Below are 21,858 nucleotides of genomic sequence, written 5' to 3'. Positions count from 1 at the left end.
GCGCGTCAGTTGGCGTGCAGCGCCGAGTTGAGCTCGACGCCCGCCCCGGTGCGGGCGACGGCCTCGACACCGCCGGTCAGGGAGTTGCGCCGGAACAGCACGCCCGACGCGCCCGCGAGCTCGCGTGCCTTGACGGTCCGCGGCGTGCCGTCGCCGGCACCGGGCCCCGCGTCGGCGTCGTCGAACCCCACGAGCGTGACCTTGGTGCCCGCGGTGACGTACAGCCCGGCCTCGACGACGCAGTCGTCCCCGAGCGGGATGCCGAGGCCCGAGTTGGCGCCGAGCAGCGTGCGGCGGCCCAGCGAGACGACCTGACGGCCGCCGCCGGACAGCGTCCCCATGATCGACGCGCCGCCACCGACGTCGCTGCCGTCGCCGACGACGACGCCCGCGGAGATGCGGCCCTCGACCATCGACGTGCCGAGCGTCCCGGCGTTGAAGTTCACGAAGCCCTCGTGCATCACGGTCGTGCCGGCGGCGAGGTGCGCGCCGAGGCGCACGCGGTCCGCGTCGGCGACCCGGACGCCCGAGGGGACGACGTAGTCGAGCATGCGGGGGAACTTGTCGACCGAGAGCACGGTCACGGGACGTCCCGCGGACGCCCGCAGCCGGACGCGCGTCTCCTCGAAGCCGTCGACCGCGCACGGGCCGGCGTCGGTCCACACGACGTTCGGCAGCACGCCGAAGACGCCGTCGAGGTTCTGGCCGTGCGGGGCGACGAGACGGTGCGAGAGCAGGTGGAGGCGCAGGTAGGCGTCCTCGGTGGTCGCGGGCGGGGCGTCGAGGTCGACCTCGGTGAGCACGACGCGCGTCGTCACGCCGCGGGCGTCGTCGCGGCGCTCGGCGGCGGTCAGCGCGGCCGGTGCGGCGGCGCCCTCGGGTGCGGCGCCGAGCGCCGGCGAGGGGTACCAGGTGTCGAGGGTCGTGCCGTCGTCGGTCACGGAGGCCAGTCCGAAGCCCCAGGCGGAACGCGCAGTCATGGCGACAACCCTAGACGGCGCGTCGGTAGGGTCGGTGACGTGACCGACGCCCCGCAGACCGTCCCCGACCTCCCCGCCGGCGAGCCCGTCCCCGCGGTGCCCGCCCCGGCGTCCGGCGTCGCCGCCGCACCGCTCGACCTGCGGGCCGACCTGACGACCCTGACCCGCGCGCTGTGCGACATCCCGTCGGTGAGCGGCGACGAGACGCCCCTGGCCGACGCGATCGAGGCGACGCTGGGCGCGTTCGAGCACCTCGAGGTGCTGCGCGACGGCGACGCGGTCGTCGCCCGCACCCGGCTCGGCCGGGCCTCGCGGGTCGTCGTCGCGGGCCACATCGACACCGTGCCGGTCGCGGACAACCTCCCCGCGCGGCTCGTCGGCGAGGGCGCGCACGCCGAGCTGTGGGGGCGCGGGACGGTGGACATGAAGGGTGGCGTCGCCGTCCAGCTCGCGCTCGCGGCGGCGCTCACGGAGCCGACGCGCGACGTCACGTGGGTCTTCTACGACCACGAGGAGGTCGAGGCGTCGCTCAACGGCCTGGGCCGGATCGCGCGCGAGCACCCCGAGTGGCTCGAGGCGGACTTCGCGGTGCTGTGCGAGCCGACCGCGGGCGGGCTCGAGGGCGGCTGCAACGGGACGATGCGCGCCGAGGTCACCCTGACCGGCGTCGCGGCCCACTCCGCGCGCGCGTGGGCCGGCGTCAACGCGATCCACGCCGCGGCCGAGGTCCTGCGCCGGCTCGCCGCCTACGAGCCCCGGTCGGTCGACGTCGACGGGCTCGTCTACCGGGAGAGCCTCAACGCGGTCCTGGTCGGCGGCGGGACGGCCGCGAACGTCATCCCCGACCGCTGCGTCGTCACGGTCAACTACCGGTTCGCGCCGTCGCGCTCGGTCGACGAGGCGTTCGCGCACGTGCGCGAGCTGCTCGACGGCTACGAGGTCGTGCTCACCGACGCCGCGGCGGGCGCCCGCCCCGGGCTCGACGACCCGACGGCGGCCGCGTTCGCCGACGCGGTGCTCGCCGTCACCGGCGGTGCTCCCGCCCCGAAGTACGGGTGGACCGACGTCGCGCGGTTCTCCTCGCTCGGCATCCCTGCGGTCAACTTCGGGCCCGGCGACCCGATGCTGGCCCACAAGGACGACGAGCGCTGCCCCGTCTGGCAGCTGCAATCCTGCTACGACGCGCTGCGGTCCTGGCTGACGGCCTGAGCGTTCCAGGTCGGCACGCGCACCCCGCGGTGCGCCGCCTAGAGTCGGTCCCATGACGAGTGACGACGGCATCGCCCGCCCCGGCGACGGCTACCGCAAGGGTCCCGTGCTGCTGCGCGGCGACCAGGTACCGTCCGAGACCTCGGACCAGCGCCTCCTGTCACGCTCCGAGGGTGCCTCCTGGATCCACGGCGACCCATGGCGCGTCATGCGCATCCAGAGCGAGTTCGTGGAGGGCTTCGGGGCGCTCGCCGAGGTCGGTCCGGCGGTCAGCGTCTTCGGCTCCGCGCGCACGCCCGTCGACCACCCCGACTACGCCCTGGGCGAGACGGTCGGGCGCAAGCTCGTCGAGGCCGGCTACGCGGTCATCACCGGCGGCGGCCCCGGGATCATGGAGTCGGCGAACAAGGGCGCCAAGGAGGCGGGCGGGCTGTCGGTCGGCCTCGGGATCGAGCTGCCGTTCGAGCAGGGCATGAACCGCTACGTCGACCTCGGCGTGAACTTCCGGTACTTCTTCGCCCGCAAGACGATGTTCGTGAAGTACGCCGAGGGCTTCGTGGTGCTGCCCGGCGGCTTCGGCACGTTCGACGAGCTGTTCGAGGCGCTCACGCTCGTCCAGACGCACAAGGTCACCGAGTTCCCGATCATCCTGCTCGGCAGCGACTACTGGTCCGGGCTGCTCGACTGGCTGCGCGGGCCGGTCCTCTCGCGCGGCACGATCAGCGCCGTCGACCTCGAGCTCGTCCGCGTGACCGACGACGCGGACGAGGCCGTCAAGATCGTCACCGACCACGGTGCCGCGCTCCGGGAGGCCGAGCGCGCAGCGGCCGCGGCGCTCGCGGCGGACCAGCAGGCCGCCGCGGAGAGCACCGGCCGGTGACGACCCGGGCCCGCACCCGCACACCCGGCGCCGCGCGTGGCTCGCGGGCGTCCGGGCGCTGACGCGCGTGAGCGCCCCGGTCCCCGGAGCGGTGCCGGCGGCGGTCCCGAGCGGGGTGCCCGTGCCCGGCGCCGACCTCGTGCTGCGCGGGCGGACGTTCAGGCCCGGCCACCCGGTCGTCATGGCCGTCGTCAACCGCACGCCCGACTCGTTCTACGCCCCCGCGCGCCACGACGACCGCTCGGCCGACGCCGCCGTCGCGCGCGCCGAGGAGGAGGGCGCCGACCTCGTCGACCTCGGCGGCGTGCGGGCCGGTCGCGGCCCCCGGGTCGACGTCGCCGAGGAGCTCGCGCGCGTGCTGCCGCTCGTCGAGAGAGTGCGCGCCCGGCACCCGGACCTGCTCGTCTCCGTCGACACGTGGCGCGCCGAGGTCGCCCGGGCCGCAGCGCTCGCGGGCGCCGACCTGGTCAACGACACGTGGGCCGGCCACGACCCGCGCCTCGTCGAGGTCGCCGCCGAGCACGGCCTCGGGGTCGTGTGCTCGCACACCGGGGGAGCGGCCCCGCGCACCGACCCGCTGCGCGTGCAGTACCCGCTGCCGGACCCGCTTCCGCCCGGGACCGGGCCGGACGTCGACCCGCTCGACGGCGTCGTGCTCGACGTCGTCGCGACGCTGCGCCGCGCCGCCGAGCGCGCGGTCGGGCTCGGCATCCCGCCGGGGAGCGTGCTCGTGGACCCCACGCACGACTTCGGCAAGAACACCTGGCACTCGCTGCACCTCGTACGCCGCACGCAGGCCCTCGTCGCGCTCGGCCACCCGGTGCTCGTGGCGCTGTCCCGCAAGGACTTCGTGGGGGAGACGCTCGACCTCGCCCCCGAGGAGCGGCTCGAGGGTACGCTCGCCGCGACGTCGGTCGCGGCGTGGCTCGGCGCGCGGGTGTTCCGCACGCACGACGTGCGCGCGACCCGGCGGACCCTCGACATGGTCGCGGCGATCCGAGGTGACTCGCCGCCCGTGCGCGCCGTGAGAGGACTGGCATGAGCACCGAGAACCCGGCACCGGCGTCGGGCGAGCCGTCGGCCTCGACGGTGCCCGCGGCGCCGGGCGCCTCGCGCGCGGGGGTGCGCGTCGACGAGCCCAACGGGCACCCGGCACGCCCGCGCGTGCGCACCGATCCCCGGACGTGGCCGGGCTGGGCCCAGGCGCTGTCGCTGTACGCGGCGACCCGGGCGTTCTCCGCGGTCGTGCTCGTCCTCGTCGCGCAGCTGCAGGCCGAGAACTACTGGACCGGCGCGCGCCCGTCCTACCTCCAGTTCACCGGGCTCATGTGGGACGCGAGCTGGTACCGCGGCATCGCGGAGGACGGGTACCCCGCCGAGCTGCCCCGCGGCGAGGACGGCCTCGTCCAGCAGAACGCGTGGGCGTTCTTCCCGCTGTTCCCGGTGCTGGTCCGCGGCGTGATGCTCGTGACCCGTGCGGACTGGTACGTCGTCGCGCCGCTCGTCGCGCTCGTGCTCGGCTGCGCGGCCGCGGTCGTCGTGCACCGGCTGGTCGAGCGCGGTGCGCCGCGGGCCGTCGACGCGCGCCCGGGCCTCCCGCTCGCGACGGTCGCGCTGCTCGGGCTGTTCCCGACGGCCGCGGTCCTGCAGGTCGCGTACACCGAGTCGCTCGCGCTGCTGCTCGTCGCGTCGGCCCTGCTGCTCGTCGTCGAGCGGCGGTACGCGTGGGCGTCGCTCGTGGTCCTCGCGCTCGGGTTCACGCGCGCGGTCGCGCTGCCGATGGCGGCCGTCGTCGTCGTGCACGCGCTCGTGCGCTGGTGGGGTGCCCGCCGCGGCACGGACCGGCTCGGGGCGCGCGACCTGGCGGAGATCGGGCTGCTCGCGGTCACGGCCGCCGTCTCGGGCGTCGCGTGGCCCCTCATCTGCGGCTGGATGACCGGGGAGCCCGACGGGTACCTCCAGACCCAGGGCGCCTGGCGCGGCGTCCGCGAGATCGCGCCGTTCGAGCCGTGGGGGTACGTGTCGCGGTTCTGGTTCGGGGACTGGGCCCCGTGGGTGCTCGTCGCGGGGTTCGCGCTCGTGGTCGCGACGCTCGTGGTGCCCGCGGCGTGGCGGCTCGGGAACGAGCTGCACGCCTGGTCGGCCGCGTACCTGCTGTACATCGTCGCGGCGATCGAGCCCGGCAGCAGCCTCGCGCGCTTCCTGCTGCTCGCGTTCCCGCTCGGTGCGGTCACGGCCGGGCTCGTGACCCGTCCGACCGGGGCCCGGCGCGCGTGGTTCGCGTTCGTCGTCGTGCTCATGGGCACGCTGCACGTCGTGTGGGTCTACAACATGTGGCGGCTCACCCCGCCGACCGGCTGGCCCCCGTGAGCACCCCCGACGCGTGAGGCCGGGCGGGCCGGGCGGACGGGTCGCGAGGGCGGTCGCCCGGGCCGGCCGGACGTCGCACCGGCGTCGTGCCCTGCGCCGCGCAGGCCGCCGTGGCACCCGCCGGGGTGCCGCCGCAGGTCGCGCGGCCTCGAGTGCCCCGGACAGGTCGGACGTGTGACCTAGAATGGTCGATGGACATCCGGCCCCTGCGGCCGTGGTCGACGTGCCCGGCCCACGCCGCCGCCGTCGCCGCGGCCGGCGGTCGGGAGGAACGACGTGAAGGAGAGCCCCCCATGGCCGCGATGAAGCCGAGGACCGGTGACGGCCCGCTCGAGGTGACCAAGGAGGGTCGTGGCATCGTCATGCGCGTCCCGCTCGAGGGCGGTGGCCGGCTGGTCGTCGAGCTCAACGCCTCCGAGGCGCAGGAGCTGGGTGAGGCGCTGACCTCGGTCGTGTCCTGACCTCGTGACGCCTCGACCCGAGCCGCGCGGCGGCGCCCTCGTCGGGCGCACGCCGCCCCGCGTGACCCTCGTCGAGGGTTCCGTCGCCGGAACCGACCTCCTGGGCGGGGACGGCGTCGACGCCCTCGCCGTGCCGGTCGCCCCTGCGGCGCCCGGCGAGACGGACCTGCAGCCCCGTGCGGGCACTGCGGACGCCGCGGCACGCTACGGCATCGACCTCGCCGAGCTCGCCGAGCGTGCCGGGCTGACCGGTGCCGCCGGCGAGGCGCACACCGTGCACCTGCCGCGTCCCGTCGGGTCCGCGCCGCTGCCGTGGTCCGGCCTCCCGTCGCGCCTTGTGCTCGTCGGGGTCGGCGCGGGGACGCCCACGGACCTGCGCCGTGCGGGCGCCGCGCTCGCGCGGGCCACCCGCGGGCTCGGACGCGTCGTGACGTCGGTCGCCGCCGAGCACGGACCCACGTCCGCCGCACGGGTCGCGGCCCTCGTCGAGGGCTACCAGCTTGCCGCGTACCGCATGCCCACCGCGGCGTCGTCGACCCCCGAGGCGGAGCGGCGGCAGGCGCCCGCCGAGGAGCTGCTCGTGCTCGGCGGCGACGCCGGGCACGGTACGGACGTCGCCGCTGCGCTCGCGGACGCCGTGGTCGGGTCGACCGCGACCTGGCTGGTCCGCGACCTCACCAACACCCCGTCGAGCACCAAGAACCCCGCGTGGGTCGCCGACGAGGCGAGCCGCCTCGCCCGCGACGCGGGCCTCACGGTGCACGTGCGCGGGCCTGCCGAGCTCGCCGCCGACGGGTTCGGCGGCATCCTCGCGGTCGGCGCCGGCTCGGCGTCCCCGCCCCGGCTCGTGGTCGTCGAGTACACCCCCGCGGCCGCGGGCGGGCGGATCCCGCAGCACGTCGTCGTGGTCGGCAAGGGCATCACGTACGACACCGGCGGGCTCTCGATCAAGCCGCGCGAGGCCATGGTCCCCATGAAGACCGACATGGCCGGCGCCGCGGTCGCGCTCGCGGTCGTGCTCGGTGCCGCCGCGTCGGCGCTGCCGCACCGCGTGACCGCGGTCCTGCCGCTCGCCGAGAACCACGTCGGCGCCGCCTCCTACCGCCCCGCGGACGTCCTGCGGCTGTACGGCGGCACGACCGTCGAGGTCGCGAACACCGACGCCGAGGGCCGGCTCGTGCTCGCCGACGCGCTCGCGTGGGCGGACGCCGAGCTCGCGCCGGACGTGCTCGTGGACGTCGCGACACTGACCGGCGCCGCGAGCGTCGGCCTCGGGCGCCAGCACGCCGCGCTCTACGCCAACGACCCCGCGCTCGTCGCCGCCCTCGAGTTCGCGGCCGCGGAGTCCGGCGAGCCCGTCTGGCACATGCCGCTCGTCGAGGACTACGTGCCCGCGCTGCGCTCGGAGGTCGCGGACCTGCGCCACGTGCCGAGCGACGCGCGGACCGGCGGCGGGTCCATCACGGCCGCGCTGTTCCTGCGCGAGTTCGTGGGCGGCCGGCGGTGGGCGCACCTCGACATCGCCGGCACCGGGCGGGCCGCGTCGGACAAGCACGAGGTCACCGAGGGGGCGACCGGCTACGGCGCGCGTCTCCTGCTCCGGTACCTCGCGGCGCTGGGCTGACCCGGGCACAGCCGGAACCGTCGTCGGGCCGCGGGCCCTCCCGCCAGGGGGGGGCTCAGCGCTTGACGGCGGTGAGCAGCCCGTCGCCCGTGGGCAGCAGCGCGGGCACGAGCCGGTCGTCCTCGCGCACCACGCGGCCGACCTCGCGGACGATCGTCGTGACCTCGTCGCGCCGCGCGGGGTCCGGGACGCGGTCGTGCCACAGGGCGTTGTCGACCGCGAGCACCCCGCCGCGGCGCAGGAGCCGGAGCGCCTGCTCGACGTAGCCGAGCAGGTTCTCCTTGTCGGCGTCGACGAAGACGAGGTCGTAGCCCCCGTCGGTCAGGCGCGGCAGCACGTCGAGCGCGCGACCCGAGATGGTGCGCGTGCGCGTGGTGCGCAGGCCCTCCTCGGCGAACGCCTCCTTCGCGGCGCGCTGGTGCTCGACCTCGACGTCGATGGTCGTGAGCACGCCGTCCTCGGGCATGCCCCGCAGCAGGTACAGCGAGCCGACGCCCGCGCCGGTCCCGATCTCGACGACGGCACGGGCCTGCGCGGCGGCGGCGAGCACGCTGAGCACCGCGCCCGACCCCGGGAGGACGGGCGTGCAGCCGAGCTGGCCCGCTCGTTCGCGCGCGCGCAGCAGGGTCGCGTCCTCGGGCACGAAGCCCTCGCAGTAGACCCAGCTCTGGGCCTTGTCGTTCGAGATGGTCCGCCTCCTCGGCTCGTCGGTGTCGTGCCCGAGGGTCATCCGGGGCCGCTCCCCGGCCGCCGGTCCCCTCCGGCCCGAGCCTAGTCCGGGGCCCCGACGGACCGCGGGACGCCGATCGCGACCCGGCGGAACGAAATCGCGCGGGCGCGCGTTCGCACGGGTAGAGAACGCGCAGCGCGCCGCGTGATCGGGCCCGCGCGGTGAGCGCGTGCCGCCGGGTCCTGGGACACTGGGTCTCCAGGACGACGAGAGGAACCGCATGACGACCACCACCCCCGACGAGCCGTGGGTGGCTCCGTCCTGGGAGGAGATCGTCCGCGTGCACTCCGCGCGCGTGTACCGCCTCGCGTACCGGCTCACGGGCAACCAGCACGACGCCGAGGACCTCACGCAGGAGGTCTTCGTCCGGGTGTTCCGCTCGCTGTCGAGCTTCACGCCGGGGACGTTCGAGGGCTGGCTGCACCGCATCACCACGAACCTGTTCCTGGACCAGGTGCGCCGCAAGCAGCGGATCCGGATGGACGCGATGGGCGACGACGCCGACCGCTTCCCCGCGGCGGTCGAGGGCCCTCACGCGCCCGAGCGGGCGTTCGAGCACGGGAACCTCGACTACGACGTGCAGCGCGCGCTCGACGACCTGCCGCCCGAGTACCGCGCGGCCGTCGTGCTGTGCGACATCGAGGGCCTGTCGTACGAGGAGATCGCGGTGACCCTCGGCATCAAGATGGGCACCGTGCGCTCGCGCATCCACCGCGCGCGTGCGCGGCTGCGCGTGGCCCTGCAGGACCGGGCCCCGCTCGCGCGCGACGAGGACGCGACCGGCTCGACGGGAGCGCCGACCGAGCGGGTCGGGGCGCCGTGAGCCACCTGGGGTCGCGCATCAGCGCGCTGGCCGACGGGCAGCTCGCCCCCGCAGCGGCCGAGCGCGCGCTCGCGCACGTCGCCACCTGCCCGCAGTGCGCCGGCGAGCTCGCCGCCGCCCGCGCCGCGCGCCGGGCCCTCGCAGCCGCGGACGACGTCACGCCGACCGCCGACCTCACCGCCCGCCTGCTCTCGCTGGCGCCGGCCACCCCGCCGCGCGCACCGGAACGGCGCTGCGACCCCTTCGCGTCCCCGGACCCGCTGCGGGCGACCCCCGCGGGCGGCTCGCGGCTCACCGGCCACCCCCGCACCCTCACGGGCGACCTCGAGCGGCGCCGCTCGGGCGCGCGCATCGCCGCGGGCTCGCTCGCGGGCCTCGGGGCGGTCGCCGCGATGCTCTTCGCGCTCGGCGACCGCCCGCCCGTGGTGCCCTCGAGCCACCCGGCGCAGGCCCTGAGCCTGCTCGGGGAGGCGACCCCGAGGACCGAACGCTTCGCCGGTGCGGCCCTGACCCGGGGGGCGCCCGCCCCGCTCGCCGCGGCCTCGACCGTCGACCAGCTTGAGCGCCTGCGCGACAGCGGCTGGACCTGTCCGGTCGAGCTGCCCGCCGGCTGGGACGTGACGGCGGTGCGCCTGGACGCGCGCGACGCGGTCGAGATCGACCTGTCCGGCCCCGGCGGCACCGTCGTCGTGACCGAGCAGCACGGCCGCCTCGACGTCGACGCGCTCGAGGGCGCGACCCACCGCACGCTCGGCGACCGGACGGTCTACGTCCTGTCGACGCATCCGTGGCACGCTGCCTGGCAGTCCGGCGACACCGTGGTCGAGGTCGTCTCCGCGAGCACGTCGCGCGACGTCGAGTCGGTCGTCGCCGAGTTCCCGGGCGGGGGCTTCGACGACGGGGTCCCGGCCCGCATCACCCGAGGATGGGACACCGTGACCGAAGCGCTCCTGAACCGATGACGTCTCCCGAGCAGCCCGCGAACCCGTTTGCGCCGCCGTCGTTCGCGACGCCGGCACCGGCGCAGCCCGCGCGTCCGGCCGCACCCGCCGGGCCGTCGCCCTACGCGGCACCGTCGCCGTACGCCGCACCGGTCTACGGGCCCGCGACGGGCGCGCCCGCCTTCGGCGCCTCGCCCTACGGCGCGCCGGGCACGGCACCGTTCCGTGCACCGTCGAGCCGACCCCCGCAGCAGCCCGACGCGTGGCGCGGCGGTTTCCCGGGCCCGCTCCCGGAGCCGCACCGCGACGCCCCGGCCCGTCCGGAGCGGCGCCGCGGGCTGTCGTTCGGCTGGGCCGCGGGCCTCGCGGCGCTCGCGCTCGTCGCGGGCGCGACCGGCGGGATCCTCGCGCCGCGCCTGCTCGACGACGGCCAGGTCGCCGACGCCGGGCTGCCCGCCGCGGTCGGCACGGGGGCGGGGGACCGCGCGCCGGAGAGCGTCGCCGGTGTCGCGGCGACCGTGCTGCCGAGCGTCGTGTCGATCGAGGTCGTCGGCGCCGAGGGGACCTCGACCGGCTCGGGGCTCGTGCTGCGCCAGGACGGCTACATCCTGACCAACAACCACGTCGTCGAGTCGGGGGCCACCGCCGGCGCGACCACGAGCGTGCTGTTCGCCGACGGCAGCGAGGAGCCCGCGTCGATCGTCGGGCGGACGCCCGAGTACGACATCGCGGTGCTCAAGGTCGAGCGGTCCGGGCTCGTGCCGCTCGTGCTCGGGGACTCCGACGACGTCCTCGTGGGCGACCCGGTCATCGCGATCGGGGCGCCGCTGGGCCTCGAGGGCACGGTGACGACCGGCATCGTGAGCGCGCTCAACCGCCCGGTCTCCGCGGGCAGCGAGCAGGAGACCGCGTTCATCAACGCGATCCAGACGGACGCCGCGATCAACCCCGGGAACTCGGGCGGCCCGCTCGTCAACGCGGCCGGTGAGGTCGTCGGGATCAACTCGGCGATCGCGCAGCCCCCGGGCGCCCTGAGCTCGGCCGGCGGCAGCATCGGCCTCGGCTTCGCGATCACCTCGAACCAGGCCCGGCGCACCGCGGAGCAGCTCATCGAGACGGGCGCGGCGACGTACCCGATCATCGGCGTCCTGCTCGACCAGGCGTACACCGGCGAGGGCGTGCAGGTCGCGACCGAGCAGCGCGGCGACACCCCGCCCGTGACGCCACGGGGCCCGGCCGACCGCGCGGGCATCCGCCGCGGCGACGTCATCGTCGCGATCGACGGCCGCCCCGTCACGGAGCCCGACGAGCTGATCGTCGCGATCCGCGCGAAGACCCCGGGCGACACGATCGTGCTGCGCGTGCGCACGGGCTCCGAGGAGCGGGACGTGCGGGTCGTGCTCGACGAGTCCGCGCCCGAGTGACCCGGGCGACCCCGACGACCCCGACGAGCCGGGTGCGTGCGCGGCGGAGCGGTGCCCCGACGCCGGTCCGCCGCGCGGCTTCCCCGGCCCGCGCCGGGCGACCGTGCGCGTGCGGTGCCGGGGTAGCCTGAGCCCGTGTTCGACATCAACGGCGGCGAGCTCATCGTCCTGCTCATCGTCGCCGTCCTCGTCATCGGGCCGGAGCGCCTGCCCGCGTACGCGGAGCAGCTCGGCCGGTGGGCGCGGCGTGCGCGCGTGTTCCTGCGCGACACCAAGGAGCGCGTCGACGAGGAGCTCGGCGACGAGGTGCGCGACGTCGACTGGGCGGCGCTCGACCCGCGCCGGTACGACCCGCGCCGCATCGTCCGGGAGGCGCTGCTCGACGACGTGACCCCCGGCCGCGGCGAGCGTCCCGGCGCGGTCGCGGGCTCCGCGGCGGCGTACGCGGCGCGCACCGGCTCCACGACGCGGACCCCCCGCCCGGCCGCCGACCTGCGGGCGGGCGAGCCGGCACCGTTCGACGACGAGGCCACCTGAGCCCGTCCGGGCAGGCGCACGTCCCGGCGGGTCCGGCGACCGCCCCGTCCTGGGCCTCAGCACCGCCCCGCGCCTGACAGAATGGCGCAATGTCTTCTGCGACGCAGCGAGCACGCATCTTCTCGGGGATGCAGCCCACGTCCGACTCGCTCCACCTCGGCAACTACCTCGGCGCCCTGACCCAGTGGGTCGCGCTGCAGGAGTCGTACGACGCGCTGTACTGCGTCGTGGACCTGCACGCGCTCACGGTCTCGCCCGACCCGGCGGTGCTGCGCGACCGGACCCGCCGGACGGCCGCGCAGTACCTCGCGGCCGGCGTCGACCCGGCGCGGTCGATCCTGTTCGTGCAGTCGCACGTCCCCGAGCACGCCGAGCTCGCGTGGATCCTGTCGTGCCACACGGGCTTCGGCGAGGCCGGCCGGATGACCCAGTTCAAGGACAAGTCCGGGCGCTACGGCGCCGAGGGCACGACCGTCGGGCTGTTCACCTACCCGGTGCTCATGGCCGCGGACATCCTGCTGTACGACACGGCGCTCGTGCCCGTGGGCGAGGACCAGCGCCAGCACCTCGAGCTCACGCGTGACCTCGCGCAGCGGCTCAACGCACGCTTCGGCGCCGGCACCGCGATCGTCCCCGAGGCGCACATCGTGCGGGCGACGGCGAAGATCTACGACCTGCAGGAGCCGACGGCGAAGATGAGCAAGTCGTCGGCGAACCCGAACGGGATCATCGAGCTGCTCGACGACCCGAAGGTCGTCGCGAAGCGGATCCGCTCGGCGGTGACCGACGCGGAGCGCGAGATCCGGTTCGACCCCGAGGCGAAGCCCGGCATCGCGAACCTCCTGACGATCTACTCGGCGCTCACGAACCGCGACGTGCCGACGCTCGAGGCCGAGTACGCGGGCCGCGGGTACGGCGACCTCAAGAAGGACCTGGCCGAGGTGGTCGTGGACTTCCTCCGGCCGTTCCAGGAGCGCGCGAACGCCTACCTCGCCGACCCGGCGGCGCTCGACGACGTCCTCGCCGACGGCGCCGAGCGCGCGCAGGACCTCGCCGGGGCGACGCTCGAGCGCATCTACGACCGCACGGGCCTGCTCCGGCGGCGGGTGCGGGTGCGCGCGTGAGGCTGCCGCCGCGCGCCGAGGACCAGGTCCGCATCGGCGTCGCGATCACCGTGCCCGCACCGTTCGGCCCCGCGCTGCAGGCGGCGCGCGGGCGGTTCGGCGACCCCGCCGCGCCGCTCATCCCGCCGCACATCACGCTGCTCGGCCCGACCGTCGTCGACCTCGACGACGTCGCGCTCGTCGAGGAGCACCTGACCCGCGTCGCCGCCCGGCACGAGCCGTTCGTGGTGCACCTGCGGGGCACGGGGACGTTCCGGCCGGTGTCGCCGGTCGTGTTCGTGCAGGTCGTCGACGGCATCGCCGGGTGCGAGGGGCTCGAGCGGGACGTGCGCTCGGGTCCGCTCGCGCAGGAGCTGCGGTTCAACTACCACCCGCACGTCACGGTGGCGCACGAGGTGCCCGACGCGAGCCTCGACCGGGCCTTCGACGAGCTGGTGGACTTCGACGCGTCGTTCGAGGTCGCCACGATCCAGTCGTTCGAGCACGGCGACGACGAGGTGTGGCGGCCGGTGCGGGACTTCGCGCTCGCCGGGCGCGCGGTCGTCGCCTCCGCGGGCTGACGGGTCGCACCCCTCTCGTCCGGTCGCCGCCGGGCCCCGTCCGCGGCGCTGGACGGCGCTCCGCCCGGTCGTGGCTCGCTGCCGCCCGTGGCAGCGCTCCTCCGGATGCCGCGCGGGCGGGGCGCTCCTAGGGTCGGTGCATGGTGAGCACCGACGAGGCCCGCGCCGCCCGGGGGGCCGGCAAGGCGCACGCCACGGTCACCGACCGGGCCGACGTCGCCGCGGGGCTGCGTCCCGTGGCCCGCGCCAAGCAGAGCATCATCGCGCGGGCCAAGGCCCTGTTCGCGTGGTGGCAGCAGACGCGCGCGGCCCGGACGCAGGCGCGCTTCTCCGCGGCCGGCGGGGGAGTCTTGACCGGCGGCATCGCCTACGCCGCGCTGTTCTCCGTGTTCGCGGGGCTGACGCTCGGCTACACGGTGTTCATGACGGTCCTGGGCCGGAACGTCGGCCTGCGCGACGACGTGCTCGCGACGGTCTCGGGGACGTTCCCGGGCCTCATCGACACGGGCACCGACGACGGCCTGATCGAGCCCGACGACCTCGTCCTCAGCGCCGGGCTCAGCGTCGCGGGCGTCGTCGCGATCGTCGTCCTCCTGGTGAGCGCCACGACGGCCGTCGCCGCGATGCGCACCGCGGTGCGGGCGATGTTCGACGCGCTCGGCGAGAACCAGGGCAACATCGTGACCGGCAAGCTGCGTGAGCTCGTGGGCTTCGCGGGGATGGCGTTCGCGGTCCTGCTCTCGGCGGTGCTCAGCGTCGCCGTCACGACGGCGGCGGACTGGCTGCTCGGGGTCGTCGGGCTCGAGGAGACGAGCGCGGTCGTCGTGCGCGTGCTCGGCATCGCCGTCGCGTTCGTGGTCGACGCCGCGACGTTCATGCTCCTCGTCTACGTGCTCGCCGGCCAGCGGCCCGACTGGGTGGACCTGCGCGGGGGCGCGCTCATCGCCGCGACGGGGATCGGGATCGTGCGGCTGCTCGGGACGTCGGTCGTGGCGGGCAGCGTCGGGCGCAACGCGCTGTTCGCGTCGTTCACCGTCGTCGTGACGCTGCTCGTGTGGATCAACCTCATCGCCCGCATCGTGCTGCTCGCGGCAGCGTGGACCGCCGACCCGCCGCTGCCCGACGCGGCGCCCGACTGCCCGGAGGAGCCGGCGTCCCGCAGCGAGGGCGCACCGGCGGGCGCCTCCCCGCAGCGCGACGGGGCCGCCGCCGCGGCAGCCGCCGGCAAGCGCTGAGCGCGGCCGCAGGCAGCCGCCACGAGCTGAGCGCGGGCGCAGCCGCGGTGCCCCGAGACGCACGAGGCCCCGCTCCAGGGGCTCGTCGTGAGCCGCCCGGGCGGGGCCGTCGTGGGTGGGTCGCGGGAGTCAGAACGCGCGGGTGATCATCGCGCGCTTGACCTCCTTGATCGCCTTGGTGACCTCGATGCCGCGCGGGCACGCCTCGGTGCAGTTGAAGGTCGTCCGGCAGCGCCAGACGCCCTCCTTGTCGTTGAGGATCTCGAGGCGCTGCGTGCCGCCCTCGTCGCGGCTGTCGAAGATGAACCGGTGCGCGTTGACGATCGCGGCGGGGCCGAAGTACTGCCCGTCGGTCCAGAACACGGGGCACGACGACGTGCACGCGGCGCACAGGATGCACTTCGTGGTGTCGTCGAACCGCTCGCGCTCGGCGGCCGACTGCAGGCGCTCCTTGGTCGGCTCGTTCCCGGTGGTGATGAGGAACGGCATGATCTCGCGGTAGGACGCGAAGAACGGCTCCATGTCGACCACGAGGTCCTTGATCACCGGCAGGCCCTTGATGGGCTCGACGGTGATCGGCTTGCTCGGGTTGAGGTCCTTGAGCAGCGTCTTGCACGCCAGGCGGTTGCGGCCGTTGATCCGCATCGCGTCCGAGCCGCAGACCCCGTGCGCGCACGAGCGGCGGAACGTCAGCGAGCCGTCGAGGTCCCACTTGACCTTGTGCAGCGCGTCGAGCAGGCGGTCGGTGCCGTGCACCGTGACCGTGAACTCCTGCCAGTACGCCTCGTCGCCGTGCGTCTCGGGCGTGTAGCGGCGGATCTTGAGCGTCACGTCGAAGCTCGGGATCGCGCCGACCTTGGTGTCCGGCGTCGACGAGGTGCCGGGGGAGTCGTCGAGCTGAGTCGTCATCAGTACTTGCGCTCCATCGGCTGGTAGCGGGTCACGACCACGGGCTTGTACCCGAGCGCGACGTCGTAGGTGCCCGGCGCGGACGAACCGGGTCCGCCGGGGGTGAGGTCGCCGGACCGGGTCGTGGCGGCGACGGCGGCAGCGGCGTCGCTGCTCACGGGCGACGACGGGGCCGCGGTGCCCGGGGGGCGGCGGTAGGCCATCGTGTGCTGCATGTACGCCGCGTCGTCGCGGGCCGGGAAGTCCTCCCGGAAGTGCCCGCCGCGCGACTCCTGGCGGTTGAGGGCACCCACGACGACGACCTCGGCGATGTCGAGCAGGAAGCCGAGCTCGAGCGCCTCCAGCAGGTCGGTGTTGTACGCGCGGCCCTTGTCCTGGACCGAGACGTTCCGGTAGCGCGCCTGGAGCTCGCGCACGTCCTTGAGCGCCTGGATCAGCGACTCCTCGGTGCGGAACACCTGGGCGTTCGCGTCCATCGTCTGCTGCAGGTCGCGGCGGACGTCGGCGACGCGGTCTCCGACGGCGCGGGCGCGCATCTCCTCGAGCTCGGCGACGACCCCGGTCTCGGGGTCCTCCGGGACGTCGACCCAGTCGGCCGTCGCGGCGTAGGCGGCCGCGGCGAGGCCGGCGCGCTTGCCGAACACGTTGATGTCGAGCAGCGAGTTCGTGCCGAGGCGGTTCGAGCCGTGCACCGACACGCACGCGACCTCACCGGCGGCGAACAGCCCGCGCACGAAGTCGGTGTTGTTGCGCAGCACGGCGGTCTCGATGTTGGTCGGGACGCCGCCCATCGCGTAGTGCGCGGTCGGGTACACGGGCACCGGCTCGGTGTAGGGCTCGATGCCGAGGTAGGTGCGCGCGAACTCGGTGATGTCGGGGAGCTTCGCGTCGATGTGCGCGGGCTCGAGGTGCGTCAGGTCGAGCAGCACGTAGTCCTTGTTGGGACCGGCGCCGCGGCCCTCGCGCACCTCGTTCGCCATGGACCGGGCGACGATGTCGCGGGGGGCGAGGTCCTTGATCGTCGGGGCGTAACGCTCCATGAAGCGCTCGCCCTCGCCGTTGCGCAGGATGCCGCCCTCGCCGCGCGCGGCCTCCGAGAGCAGGATGCCGAGGCCCGCGAGGCCGGTCGGGTGGAACTGGAAGAACTCCATGTCCTCGAGCGGGATGCCGCGGCGGTACGCGAGCGCCATGCCGTCGCCCGTGAGCGTGTGCGCGTTCGAGGTCGTCTTGTAGATCTTCCCGGCGCCGCCGGTCGCGAGCACGACGGACTTGGCGCGGAACAGGTGGATCTCGCCGGTCGCGAGCTCGTAGGCCACGACGCCGCTGACCGCGACGTCGTCGCCGTCGGACACCGCGCCGCCCACGAGGTCGTGCGAGAGCAGGATGTCGAGCACGTAGAACTCGTTGAAGAACTCGACGTCGTTCTTGACGCACTGCTGGTAGAGCGTCTGCAGGATCATGTGGCCCGTGCGGTCCGCGGCGTAGCACGAGCGGCGCACCGCGGCCTCGCCGTGGTTGCGGGTGTGCCCGCCGAACCGGCGCTGGTCGATCCGGCCCTCGGGCGTGCGGTTGAACGGCAGGCCCATCTTCTCGAGGTCGAGCACCGCGTCGATGGCCTCCTTGGCCATGACCTCGGCCGCGTCCTGGTCGACGAGGTAGTCGCCGCCCTTGACGGTGTCGAACGTGTGCCACTCCCAGTTGTCCTCCTCGACGTTCGCGAGGGCGGCGCACATGCCGCCCTGCGCGGCACCCGTGTGGGAGCGCGTCGGGTAGAGCTTGGAGATGACGGCCGTGCGGGCACGGTCGGAGGACTCGAGCGCGGCGCGCATGCCCGCGCCGCCGGCACCGACGATGACGACGTCGTACTGATGGGTCTGCATCGGTGTCGATGCCTCCTGTGTGGGAGTCGGGCCGGGTGGCGTGGGGGCCCGTCGGCGGCGCGCGCGTGCCGCGGCGGGTGCCGTGGCGGGAGTGCGTCCGTCAGGCGGTGCAGAACGAGGGCAGCAGGTCCGCGGGGCTGTTCGCCGGGCACGGGTCGAACGTGAAGATGACGAGCGTGCCGAGCACGACCACGACGACGAACGCCGTGTACAGCGCGAGCTTGAGCACCATGCGGGTGCCGTCGCGCTCGGCGTAGTCGTTGATGATCGTGCGCACGCCGTTGGTCCCGTGGATCATCGCGAGCCACAGCATGAGCAGGTCCCAGGTCTGCCAGAACGGCGAGGACCACTTGCCGGCGACGAAGCCGAAGTCGATCGCGTTGATGCCCTCGCCCTGGACGAGGTTCACGAACAGGTGGCCGAAGATCAGCGCGACGAGCACGACGCCCGAGACGCGCATGAACAGCCAGCCGTAGAGCTCGGTGTTGCCGCGCGTGGTGCGCCGGTTGCGCGACACGGTGGGCACGATCGTGGGGCCGCCCGACGAGCGGGGGGCCGGGATCGGCGTGGACGTCGTCGTCATCACTCGCCCCCGAAGACGTGCATCAGGTGGCGCGGCAGGAAGCCGGCCATGGTCACCACGAACAGGCCCATCACGACCCAGAGCAGGACGCGCTGGTACTTCGCGCCCTTGTCCCAGAAGTCCACCAGGATCAGGCGGAGGCCGTTGTAGGCGTGGAACACGATCGCCGCGACGAGGCCGGCCTCGCCGAGCCCCATGATCGGGTTCTTGTACGTGCCGATGACGGCGTCGTACGCCTCCGGGGAGACGCGGACGAGCGACGTGTCGAGCACGTGCACGAGGAGGAAGAAGAAGATCAGGACGCCGGTCACGCGGTGCGCGACCCACGACCACATGCCCTCACGCCCTCGGTAGAGCGTTCCGGCCGGTGCGGTGGGCACGGGGGAGGCCTCCTGACAGTCAGGTCGACGACACGAGCCAGGCGCTGGGGTCAGCCCTGGCTGCCGGTCCCGGCAGCAGCTCTGACGACGGGGTCCGACGACGGTGTCCGTTCGCTTCCCACCTTAGTGACCCGTTCCCACGCCGCAGCCTCACGCAGGGGTCTTCAGGCCCTTGTGATGACACTTTGTGAGCAAGTCCACAGTCCGGGACGCCCTCGCGCGAGCGCCGCGGGTGCCGTTGGGCCCGCGCCCCGGGGCTCACGGGAAGTCGAACTCGGTCACGTGCGTGCGCCAGTACTCCGCGCCGTCGCGCGTGCGGGTCACGAGACCCGCGTCGACCATCTCGCGCCGCAGGCCGACGGGGTCCGCCGCGAGCGCCGCGAGGCGGTCGGTGAGCTCGCGCTCGGTCACGGGCTGGTGCACGGGCAGCGTGCGGCTCGCGAGGTAGCTGATCACGAGGTCGCGGTCCGCACGGCGTCGGGGCAGCCGCTCGAGGCGGCCGCGGACGAGGAAGCGCTCGGGGTCCTTGGGCGCGCGGCGCGGGCCGTCGGGGCGGTCGTCGGGCACGCGTCCAGGGTAGGGGGGGTGGGCGGCGCGAGGCGTGCGGGAGCGGGCCGTCCGCTCGGTACCCTGGCCGGATGCCCAGCCCTGTCGCCCACTTCCACGCCGTCGTGCCGGCCGGCGGCGCCGGCACCCGCCTGTGGCCGCTCTCGCGCGCCGGCGCGCCCAAGTTCCTGCTCGACCTCACCGGGACCGGCCGCACGCTGCTGCAGGGGACGGTCGACCGGCTCCTCCCGCTCACGGGCCCGGGCGGCGTCCTGGTGGTCACGGGCGAGCGGCACGCGGCAGCCGTGGCGGCGCAGCTCCCCGAGCTCGGGGCGTCCGACGTGCTCGCCGAGCCGTCCCCGCGCGACTCCATGGCCGCGATCGGCCTCGCCGCTGCGGTCCTGCTCGAGCGGCACGGCGAGGACGTCGTGCTCGGCTCGTTCGCGGCCGACCACATCATCGACGGGGCCGAGGCCTTCGAGCAGACCGTGCGCGAGGGCGTCACGGCGGCGCGGGCCGGGTACGTCGTGACGGTCGGCATCGCGGCGACCGGGCCGTCGACCGCCTTCGGGTACGTGCGCTCTGGCGAGGCGCTCGGCGTCGAGGGCGCCCCGAGCGCCCGGCACGCCGCGGGGTTCACGGAGAAGCCGGACGCCGAGACCGCCGCGGCGTACCTCGCGACGGGGGAGTACCGCTGGAACGCGGGCATGTTCCTCGTGCGCGCCCGCGTCCTGCTCGACCACCTCGCGGCCCAGCTCCCGCCCCTGCACGACGGGCTGCGCGAGATCGCCCGCGCGTGGGACGGCCCCGAGCGCGCCGAGGTGCTCGCGCGCGTCTGGCCGGGCCTGACGAAGATCGCGATCGACCACGCGATCGCCGAGCCGGTGGCCGCGGCGGGCGGCGTCGCGGTCGTGCCCGGCGACTTCACGTGGGACGACGTCGGCGACTTCGCGTCGCTCGGCTCGCTGCTCGCGGCACCGTCCGCGGCAGACGGCTCGGCCGACGACGACGGCTCGCGCACGCTCGGGGACGACACCGGGGTGCTGCGCATCGACACGGCCGGCGCGCTCGTGGTGGGCGGCTCGGCCCGCACGGTGACCGTGATCGGCGTCCCGGACGTCGTCGTGGTGGACACCCCCGACGCGCTCCTCGTCACGACCCGCGCGCACGCGCAGACGGTGAAGTCGGCGGTCGACGGCTGGCGTGCCCGCGGACGCGAGGACCTCGTCTGAGCACGCGCGACTACGCTCGACAGCGTGCCTGACGACCGCTCCGACCTGATCCCGCGCCTCGCGCCCCTGCACGACGAGCTCATCGAGATCCGCCGGGACCTGCACGCGCACCCCGAGCTGGGGCGCACCGAGCAGCGCACGACGAAGGTCGTCGCGGACCGGCTGCGCGCCGCGGGCCTCGAGCCACGGCTGCTGCCGGGCACCGGGCTCGTCTGCGACATCGGGCCGGGCGCGGTCACGACGGGGCGCCGCCGGATCGCGCTGCGGGCCGACCTCGACGCGCTCCCGGTGCAGGACCACTGCGGCACGGCGTGGACGTCGACCGTGCCGGGCGTCGCGCACGCGTGCGGCCACGACGTGCACACCGTGGGCGTGCTCGGCGCGGGGCTGCTGCTCGCGCAGCTCGCCGAGGCCGGCGACCTGCCGACCGGCGTGCGGCTGATCTTCCAGCCGGCGGAAGAGGTGCAGCCCGGCGGCGCGCTCGACGTCATCGCGGCGGGCGGGCTCGACGGGGTCGGCCGGATCTTCGGCGTGCACTGCGACCCCAAGACCGACGTCGGGCACGTCGGCACGCGGATCGGCCCGATCACGTCGGCGTCCGACGAGGTCACGGTCACGATCACGGGCGACGGCGGGCACACGTCGCGCCCGCACCTCACGGGCGACGTGGTGTTCGCGCTCGGCCAGGTCATCACGGGCGTGCCCGCGGTCCTCGGCCGGCGGCTCGACCCGCGCTCGGGGGTCAACCTCACGTGGGGCATGGTCCAGGCCGGCACCGCGCACAACGCGATCCCGTCGACGGGCACGGTGCGCGGGACCCTGCGCTGCCTCGACGTGCGCGCCTGGGAGCTCGCGTCGCGGGTGTTCCACGACGCCGTCGTGCAGATGGTCGCGCCGTTCGACGTCGAGGTCGAGGTCCGGCACCAGCGGGGCGTCCCGCCCGTCGAGAACGACGCCCGCAGCACCGGCATCCTCGAGGCGGCCGCGCTCGACGTGATCGGCGAGGACTCGGTCGTCCTGACCGAGCAGTCGCTCGGCGGCGAGGACTTCGCGTGGTACCTCACGAAGGTGCCGGGCGCGATGGCCCGGCTCGGGACGCGCACGCCGGGCGGCCACACCTACGACATCCACCAGGGCGACCTCGTGGTCGACGAGCGTGCGATCGACGTCGCGGCGCTCGTGCTCGCGCGGGCCGCGCTGCTCGCCGGCCGGCCCTGAGGCACCGGCCGCGGGAGGGCGCCGTCCTCGCGCGTCGGACAGCGCGGCGAGCGCCGTCGTGCCGCACCCGCCGGGAGGGTGCCGGGACCCGTCCGGGTGAGTCCGCCGTCCGGGACGCCTCGTCCCATCCGGTGAGCGAATGTTCCAAGTGGGTAACGGAACCCGGGGACGTACCCGCCGGTAACACTCCCGTCATCAGCGCCCGCCTACTG

At 75.1% G+C, this 21,858-nt stretch carries 22 protein-coding genes; 15 read left to right on the top strand and 7 right to left on the bottom strand.

Translation table 11 applies throughout. The features are described from left to right. Positions 1–5: 5 nt before the first annotated feature. Positions 6–980, bottom strand: a complete 975-nt coding sequence (gene dapD, locus CCE01nite_RS17640; RefSeq protein WP_034633100.1) for a 2,3,4,5-tetrahydropyridine-2,6-dicarboxylate N-succinyltransferase — start codon at positions 978–980, stop codon at positions 6–8. A 96-nt stretch (positions 981–1,076) separates the two neighbouring features. Between dapD and dapE the strand changes: the two genes are divergently transcribed. The 6 genes from dapE (at position 1,077) to CCE01nite_RS17610 (ending at position 7,524) form a co-directional block, all read left to right on the top strand. Further along, positions 1,077–2,189: a succinyl-diaminopimelate desuccinylase gene (gene dapE / locus CCE01nite_RS17635; protein ID WP_052104333.1), complete on the top strand. Its 1,113-nt coding sequence runs from the start codon at positions 1,077–1,079 to the stop codon at positions 2,187–2,189. Between the two features lie 52 nt (positions 2,190–2,241). Further along, entirely contained in the window at positions 2,242–3,069 is an 828-nt protein-coding gene (locus tag CCE01nite_RS17630; RefSeq protein ID WP_034633094.1) for an LOG family protein, read from the top strand. 58 nt (positions 3,070–3,127) lie between these two features. Continuing rightward, on the top strand, positions 3,128–4,111 hold the full coding sequence (folP, locus tag CCE01nite_RS17625; RefSeq protein WP_371861060.1) for a dihydropteroate synthase: 984 nt from the start codon (positions 3,128–3,130) through the stop codon (positions 4,109–4,111). Beyond that, positions 4,108–5,439, top strand: a complete 1,332-nt coding sequence (locus tag CCE01nite_RS17620) for a hypothetical protein (RefSeq protein ID WP_246056676.1) — start codon at positions 4,108–4,110, stop codon at positions 5,437–5,439. The genes folP and CCE01nite_RS17620 overlap by 4 nt, the downstream gene beginning before the upstream one ends. Before the next feature lie 293 nt (positions 5,440–5,732). Next, a complete protein-coding gene (locus tag CCE01nite_RS17615) occupies positions 5,733–5,900 on the top strand; it encodes a DUF3117 domain-containing protein (RefSeq protein WP_084142858.1) in 168 nt (55 codons plus the stop codon). A gap of 4 nt (positions 5,901–5,904) precedes the next feature. Further along, entirely contained in the window at positions 5,905–7,524 is a 1,620-nt protein-coding gene (locus CCE01nite_RS17610; protein WP_034633092.1) for a leucyl aminopeptidase family protein, read from the top strand. Positions 7,525–7,579: 55 nt separating this feature from the next. Here CCE01nite_RS17610 and CCE01nite_RS17605 read toward each other — a convergent pair whose 3' ends face one another. Next, complete coding sequence (locus CCE01nite_RS17605) at positions 7,580–8,212, bottom strand: O-methyltransferase (RefSeq protein ID WP_034633131.1); 633 nt, start codon at positions 8,210–8,212, stop codon at positions 7,580–7,582. 262 nt (positions 8,213–8,474) lie between these two features. Between CCE01nite_RS17605 and sigE the strand changes: the two genes are divergently transcribed. From sigE to CCE01nite_RS17570, 7 genes are all read left to right on the top strand, one after another. Further along, on the top strand, positions 8,475–9,077 hold the full coding sequence (sigE, locus tag CCE01nite_RS17600; protein ID WP_034633091.1) for an RNA polymerase sigma factor SigE: 603 nt from the start codon (positions 8,475–8,477) through the stop codon (positions 9,075–9,077). Further along, positions 9,074–10,039: a zf-HC2 domain-containing protein gene (locus CCE01nite_RS17595; protein ID WP_141372766.1), complete on the top strand. Its 966-nt coding sequence runs from the start codon at positions 9,074–9,076 to the stop codon at positions 10,037–10,039. The genes sigE and CCE01nite_RS17595 overlap by 4 nt, the downstream gene beginning before the upstream one ends. Next, positions 10,036–11,442 (top strand): S1C family serine protease, encoded by a 1,407-nt coding sequence (locus CCE01nite_RS17590; protein WP_141372765.1) that lies wholly within the window; start codon positions 10,036–10,038, stop codon positions 11,440–11,442. Before CCE01nite_RS17595 ends, CCE01nite_RS17590 begins: the two co-directional genes overlap by 4 nt. Positions 11,443–11,577: 135 nt before the next feature. Beyond that, positions 11,578–11,979 (top strand): twin-arginine translocase TatA/TatE family subunit, encoded by a 402-nt coding sequence (locus CCE01nite_RS17585; RefSeq protein ID WP_034631672.1) that lies wholly within the window; start codon positions 11,578–11,580, stop codon positions 11,977–11,979. 89 nt (positions 11,980–12,068) lie between these two features. Next, the gene (gene trpS, locus CCE01nite_RS17580; RefSeq protein WP_034631670.1) at positions 12,069–13,103 is read left to right on the top strand and encodes a tryptophan--tRNA ligase; all 1,035 of its coding nucleotides are present in this window, start codon (positions 12,069–12,071) and stop codon (positions 13,101–13,103) included. Continuing rightward, positions 13,100–13,663 (top strand): 2'-5' RNA ligase family protein, encoded by a 564-nt coding sequence (locus CCE01nite_RS17575; protein WP_034631668.1) that lies wholly within the window; start codon positions 13,100–13,102, stop codon positions 13,661–13,663. Before trpS ends, CCE01nite_RS17575 begins: the two co-directional genes overlap by 4 nt. Positions 13,664–13,803: 140 nt before the next feature. Beyond that, positions 13,804–14,898 (top strand): YihY/virulence factor BrkB family protein, encoded by a 1,095-nt coding sequence (locus CCE01nite_RS17570; RefSeq protein ID WP_084142780.1) that lies wholly within the window; start codon positions 13,804–13,806, stop codon positions 14,896–14,898. A gap of 129 nt (positions 14,899–15,027) precedes the next feature. Here CCE01nite_RS17570 and CCE01nite_RS17565 read toward each other — a convergent pair whose 3' ends face one another. The 5 genes from CCE01nite_RS17565 to CCE01nite_RS17545 all read right to left on the bottom strand — a co-directional run bounded on the left by CCE01nite_RS17565 (position 15,028) and on the right by CCE01nite_RS17545 (position 19,217). Next, on the bottom strand, positions 15,028–15,807 hold the full coding sequence (locus CCE01nite_RS17565) for a succinate dehydrogenase iron-sulfur subunit (RefSeq protein ID WP_034631666.1): 780 nt from the start codon (positions 15,805–15,807) through the stop codon (positions 15,028–15,030). Next, entirely contained in the window at positions 15,807–17,687 is a 1,881-nt protein-coding gene (gene sdhA / locus CCE01nite_RS17560; RefSeq protein WP_034631664.1) for a succinate dehydrogenase flavoprotein subunit, read from the bottom strand. Before sdhA ends, CCE01nite_RS17565 begins: the two co-directional genes overlap by 1 nt. 100 nt (positions 17,688–17,787) lie before the next feature. Then, entirely contained in the window at positions 17,788–18,270 is a 483-nt protein-coding gene (locus tag CCE01nite_RS17555; protein WP_034631661.1) for a succinate dehydrogenase hydrophobic membrane anchor subunit, read from the bottom strand. Continuing rightward, positions 18,270–18,650, bottom strand: coding sequence for a succinate dehydrogenase, cytochrome b556 subunit (sdhC, locus tag CCE01nite_RS17550; RefSeq protein ID WP_084142779.1), 381 nt, complete (start codon positions 18,648–18,650; stop codon positions 18,270–18,272). The genes CCE01nite_RS17555 and sdhC overlap by 1 nt, the downstream gene beginning before the upstream one ends. A gap of 258 nt (positions 18,651–18,908) precedes the next feature. Beyond that, positions 18,909–19,217, bottom strand: a complete 309-nt coding sequence (locus CCE01nite_RS17545) for a DUF2087 domain-containing protein (protein WP_034631653.1) — start codon at positions 19,215–19,217, stop codon at positions 18,909–18,911. Positions 19,218–19,288: 71 nt separating this feature from the next. On the opposite strand from CCE01nite_RS17545, the gene CCE01nite_RS17540 reads away from it, so the two are divergent. Continuing rightward, positions 19,289–20,428 (top strand): mannose-1-phosphate guanylyltransferase, encoded by a 1,140-nt coding sequence (locus CCE01nite_RS17540; protein WP_034631650.1) that lies wholly within the window; start codon positions 19,289–19,291, stop codon positions 20,426–20,428. A gap of 24 nt (positions 20,429–20,452) precedes the next feature. Next, positions 20,453–21,646 carry an amidohydrolase gene (locus CCE01nite_RS17535; protein WP_034631647.1) on the top strand — a complete coding sequence of 398 codons (1,194 nt, stop codon included), beginning with the start codon at positions 20,453–20,455 and terminating at the stop codon, positions 21,644–21,646. Positions 21,647–21,858 lie beyond the last annotated feature (212 nt).

The organism is Cellulomonas cellasea, assembly GCF_006538745.1.
GTDB classification, from domain to species: Bacteria; Actinomycetota; Actinomycetes; order Actinomycetales; family Cellulomonadaceae; genus Cellulomonas_A; species Cellulomonas_A cellasea.
Note: the sequence above shows the minus strand (reverse complement) of the source record. Positions and strands in the feature narration are given on the sequence as shown.

Coding starts and splice junctions, on each gene's coding strand:
- sigE (WP_034633091.1), top strand. CDS start 8,475: ATGACGACCACCACCCCCGACGAGCCGTGGGTGGCTCCGTCCTGGGAG.
- trpS (WP_034631670.1), top strand. CDS start 12,069: ATGTCTTCTGCGACGCAGCGAGCACGCATCTTCTCGGGGATGCAGCCC.
- sdhA (WP_034631664.1), bottom strand. CDS start 17,687: ATGCAGACCCATCAGTACGACGTCGTCATCGTCGGTGCCGGCGGCGCG.
- CCE01nite_RS17615 (WP_084142858.1), top strand. CDS start 5,733: ATGGCCGCGATGAAGCCGAGGACCGGTGACGGCCCGCTCGAGGTGACC.
- CCE01nite_RS17620 (WP_246056676.1), top strand. CDS start 4,108: ATGAGCACCGAGAACCCGGCACCGGCGTCGGGCGAGCCGTCGGCCTCG.
- CCE01nite_RS17565 (WP_034631666.1), bottom strand. CDS start 15,807: ATGACGACTCAGCTCGACGACTCCCCCGGCACCTCGTCGACGCCGGAC.
- dapD (WP_034633100.1), bottom strand. CDS start 980: ATGACTGCGCGTTCCGCCTGGGGCTTCGGACTGGCCTCCGTGACCGAC.
- CCE01nite_RS17555 (WP_034631661.1), bottom strand. CDS start 18,270: ATGACGACGACGTCCACGCCGATCCCGGCCCCCCGCTCGTCGGGCGGC.
- CCE01nite_RS17540 (WP_034631650.1), top strand. CDS start 19,289: ATGCCCAGCCCTGTCGCCCACTTCCACGCCGTCGTGCCGGCCGGCGGC.
- CCE01nite_RS17630 (WP_034633094.1), top strand. CDS start 2,242: ATGACGAGTGACGACGGCATCGCCCGCCCCGGCGACGGCTACCGCAAG.
- CCE01nite_RS17570 (WP_084142780.1), top strand. CDS start 13,804: ATGGTGAGCACCGACGAGGCCCGCGCCGCCCGGGGGGCCGGCAAGGCG.
- CCE01nite_RS17590 (WP_141372765.1), top strand. CDS start 10,036: ATGACGTCTCCCGAGCAGCCCGCGAACCCGTTTGCGCCGCCGTCGTTC.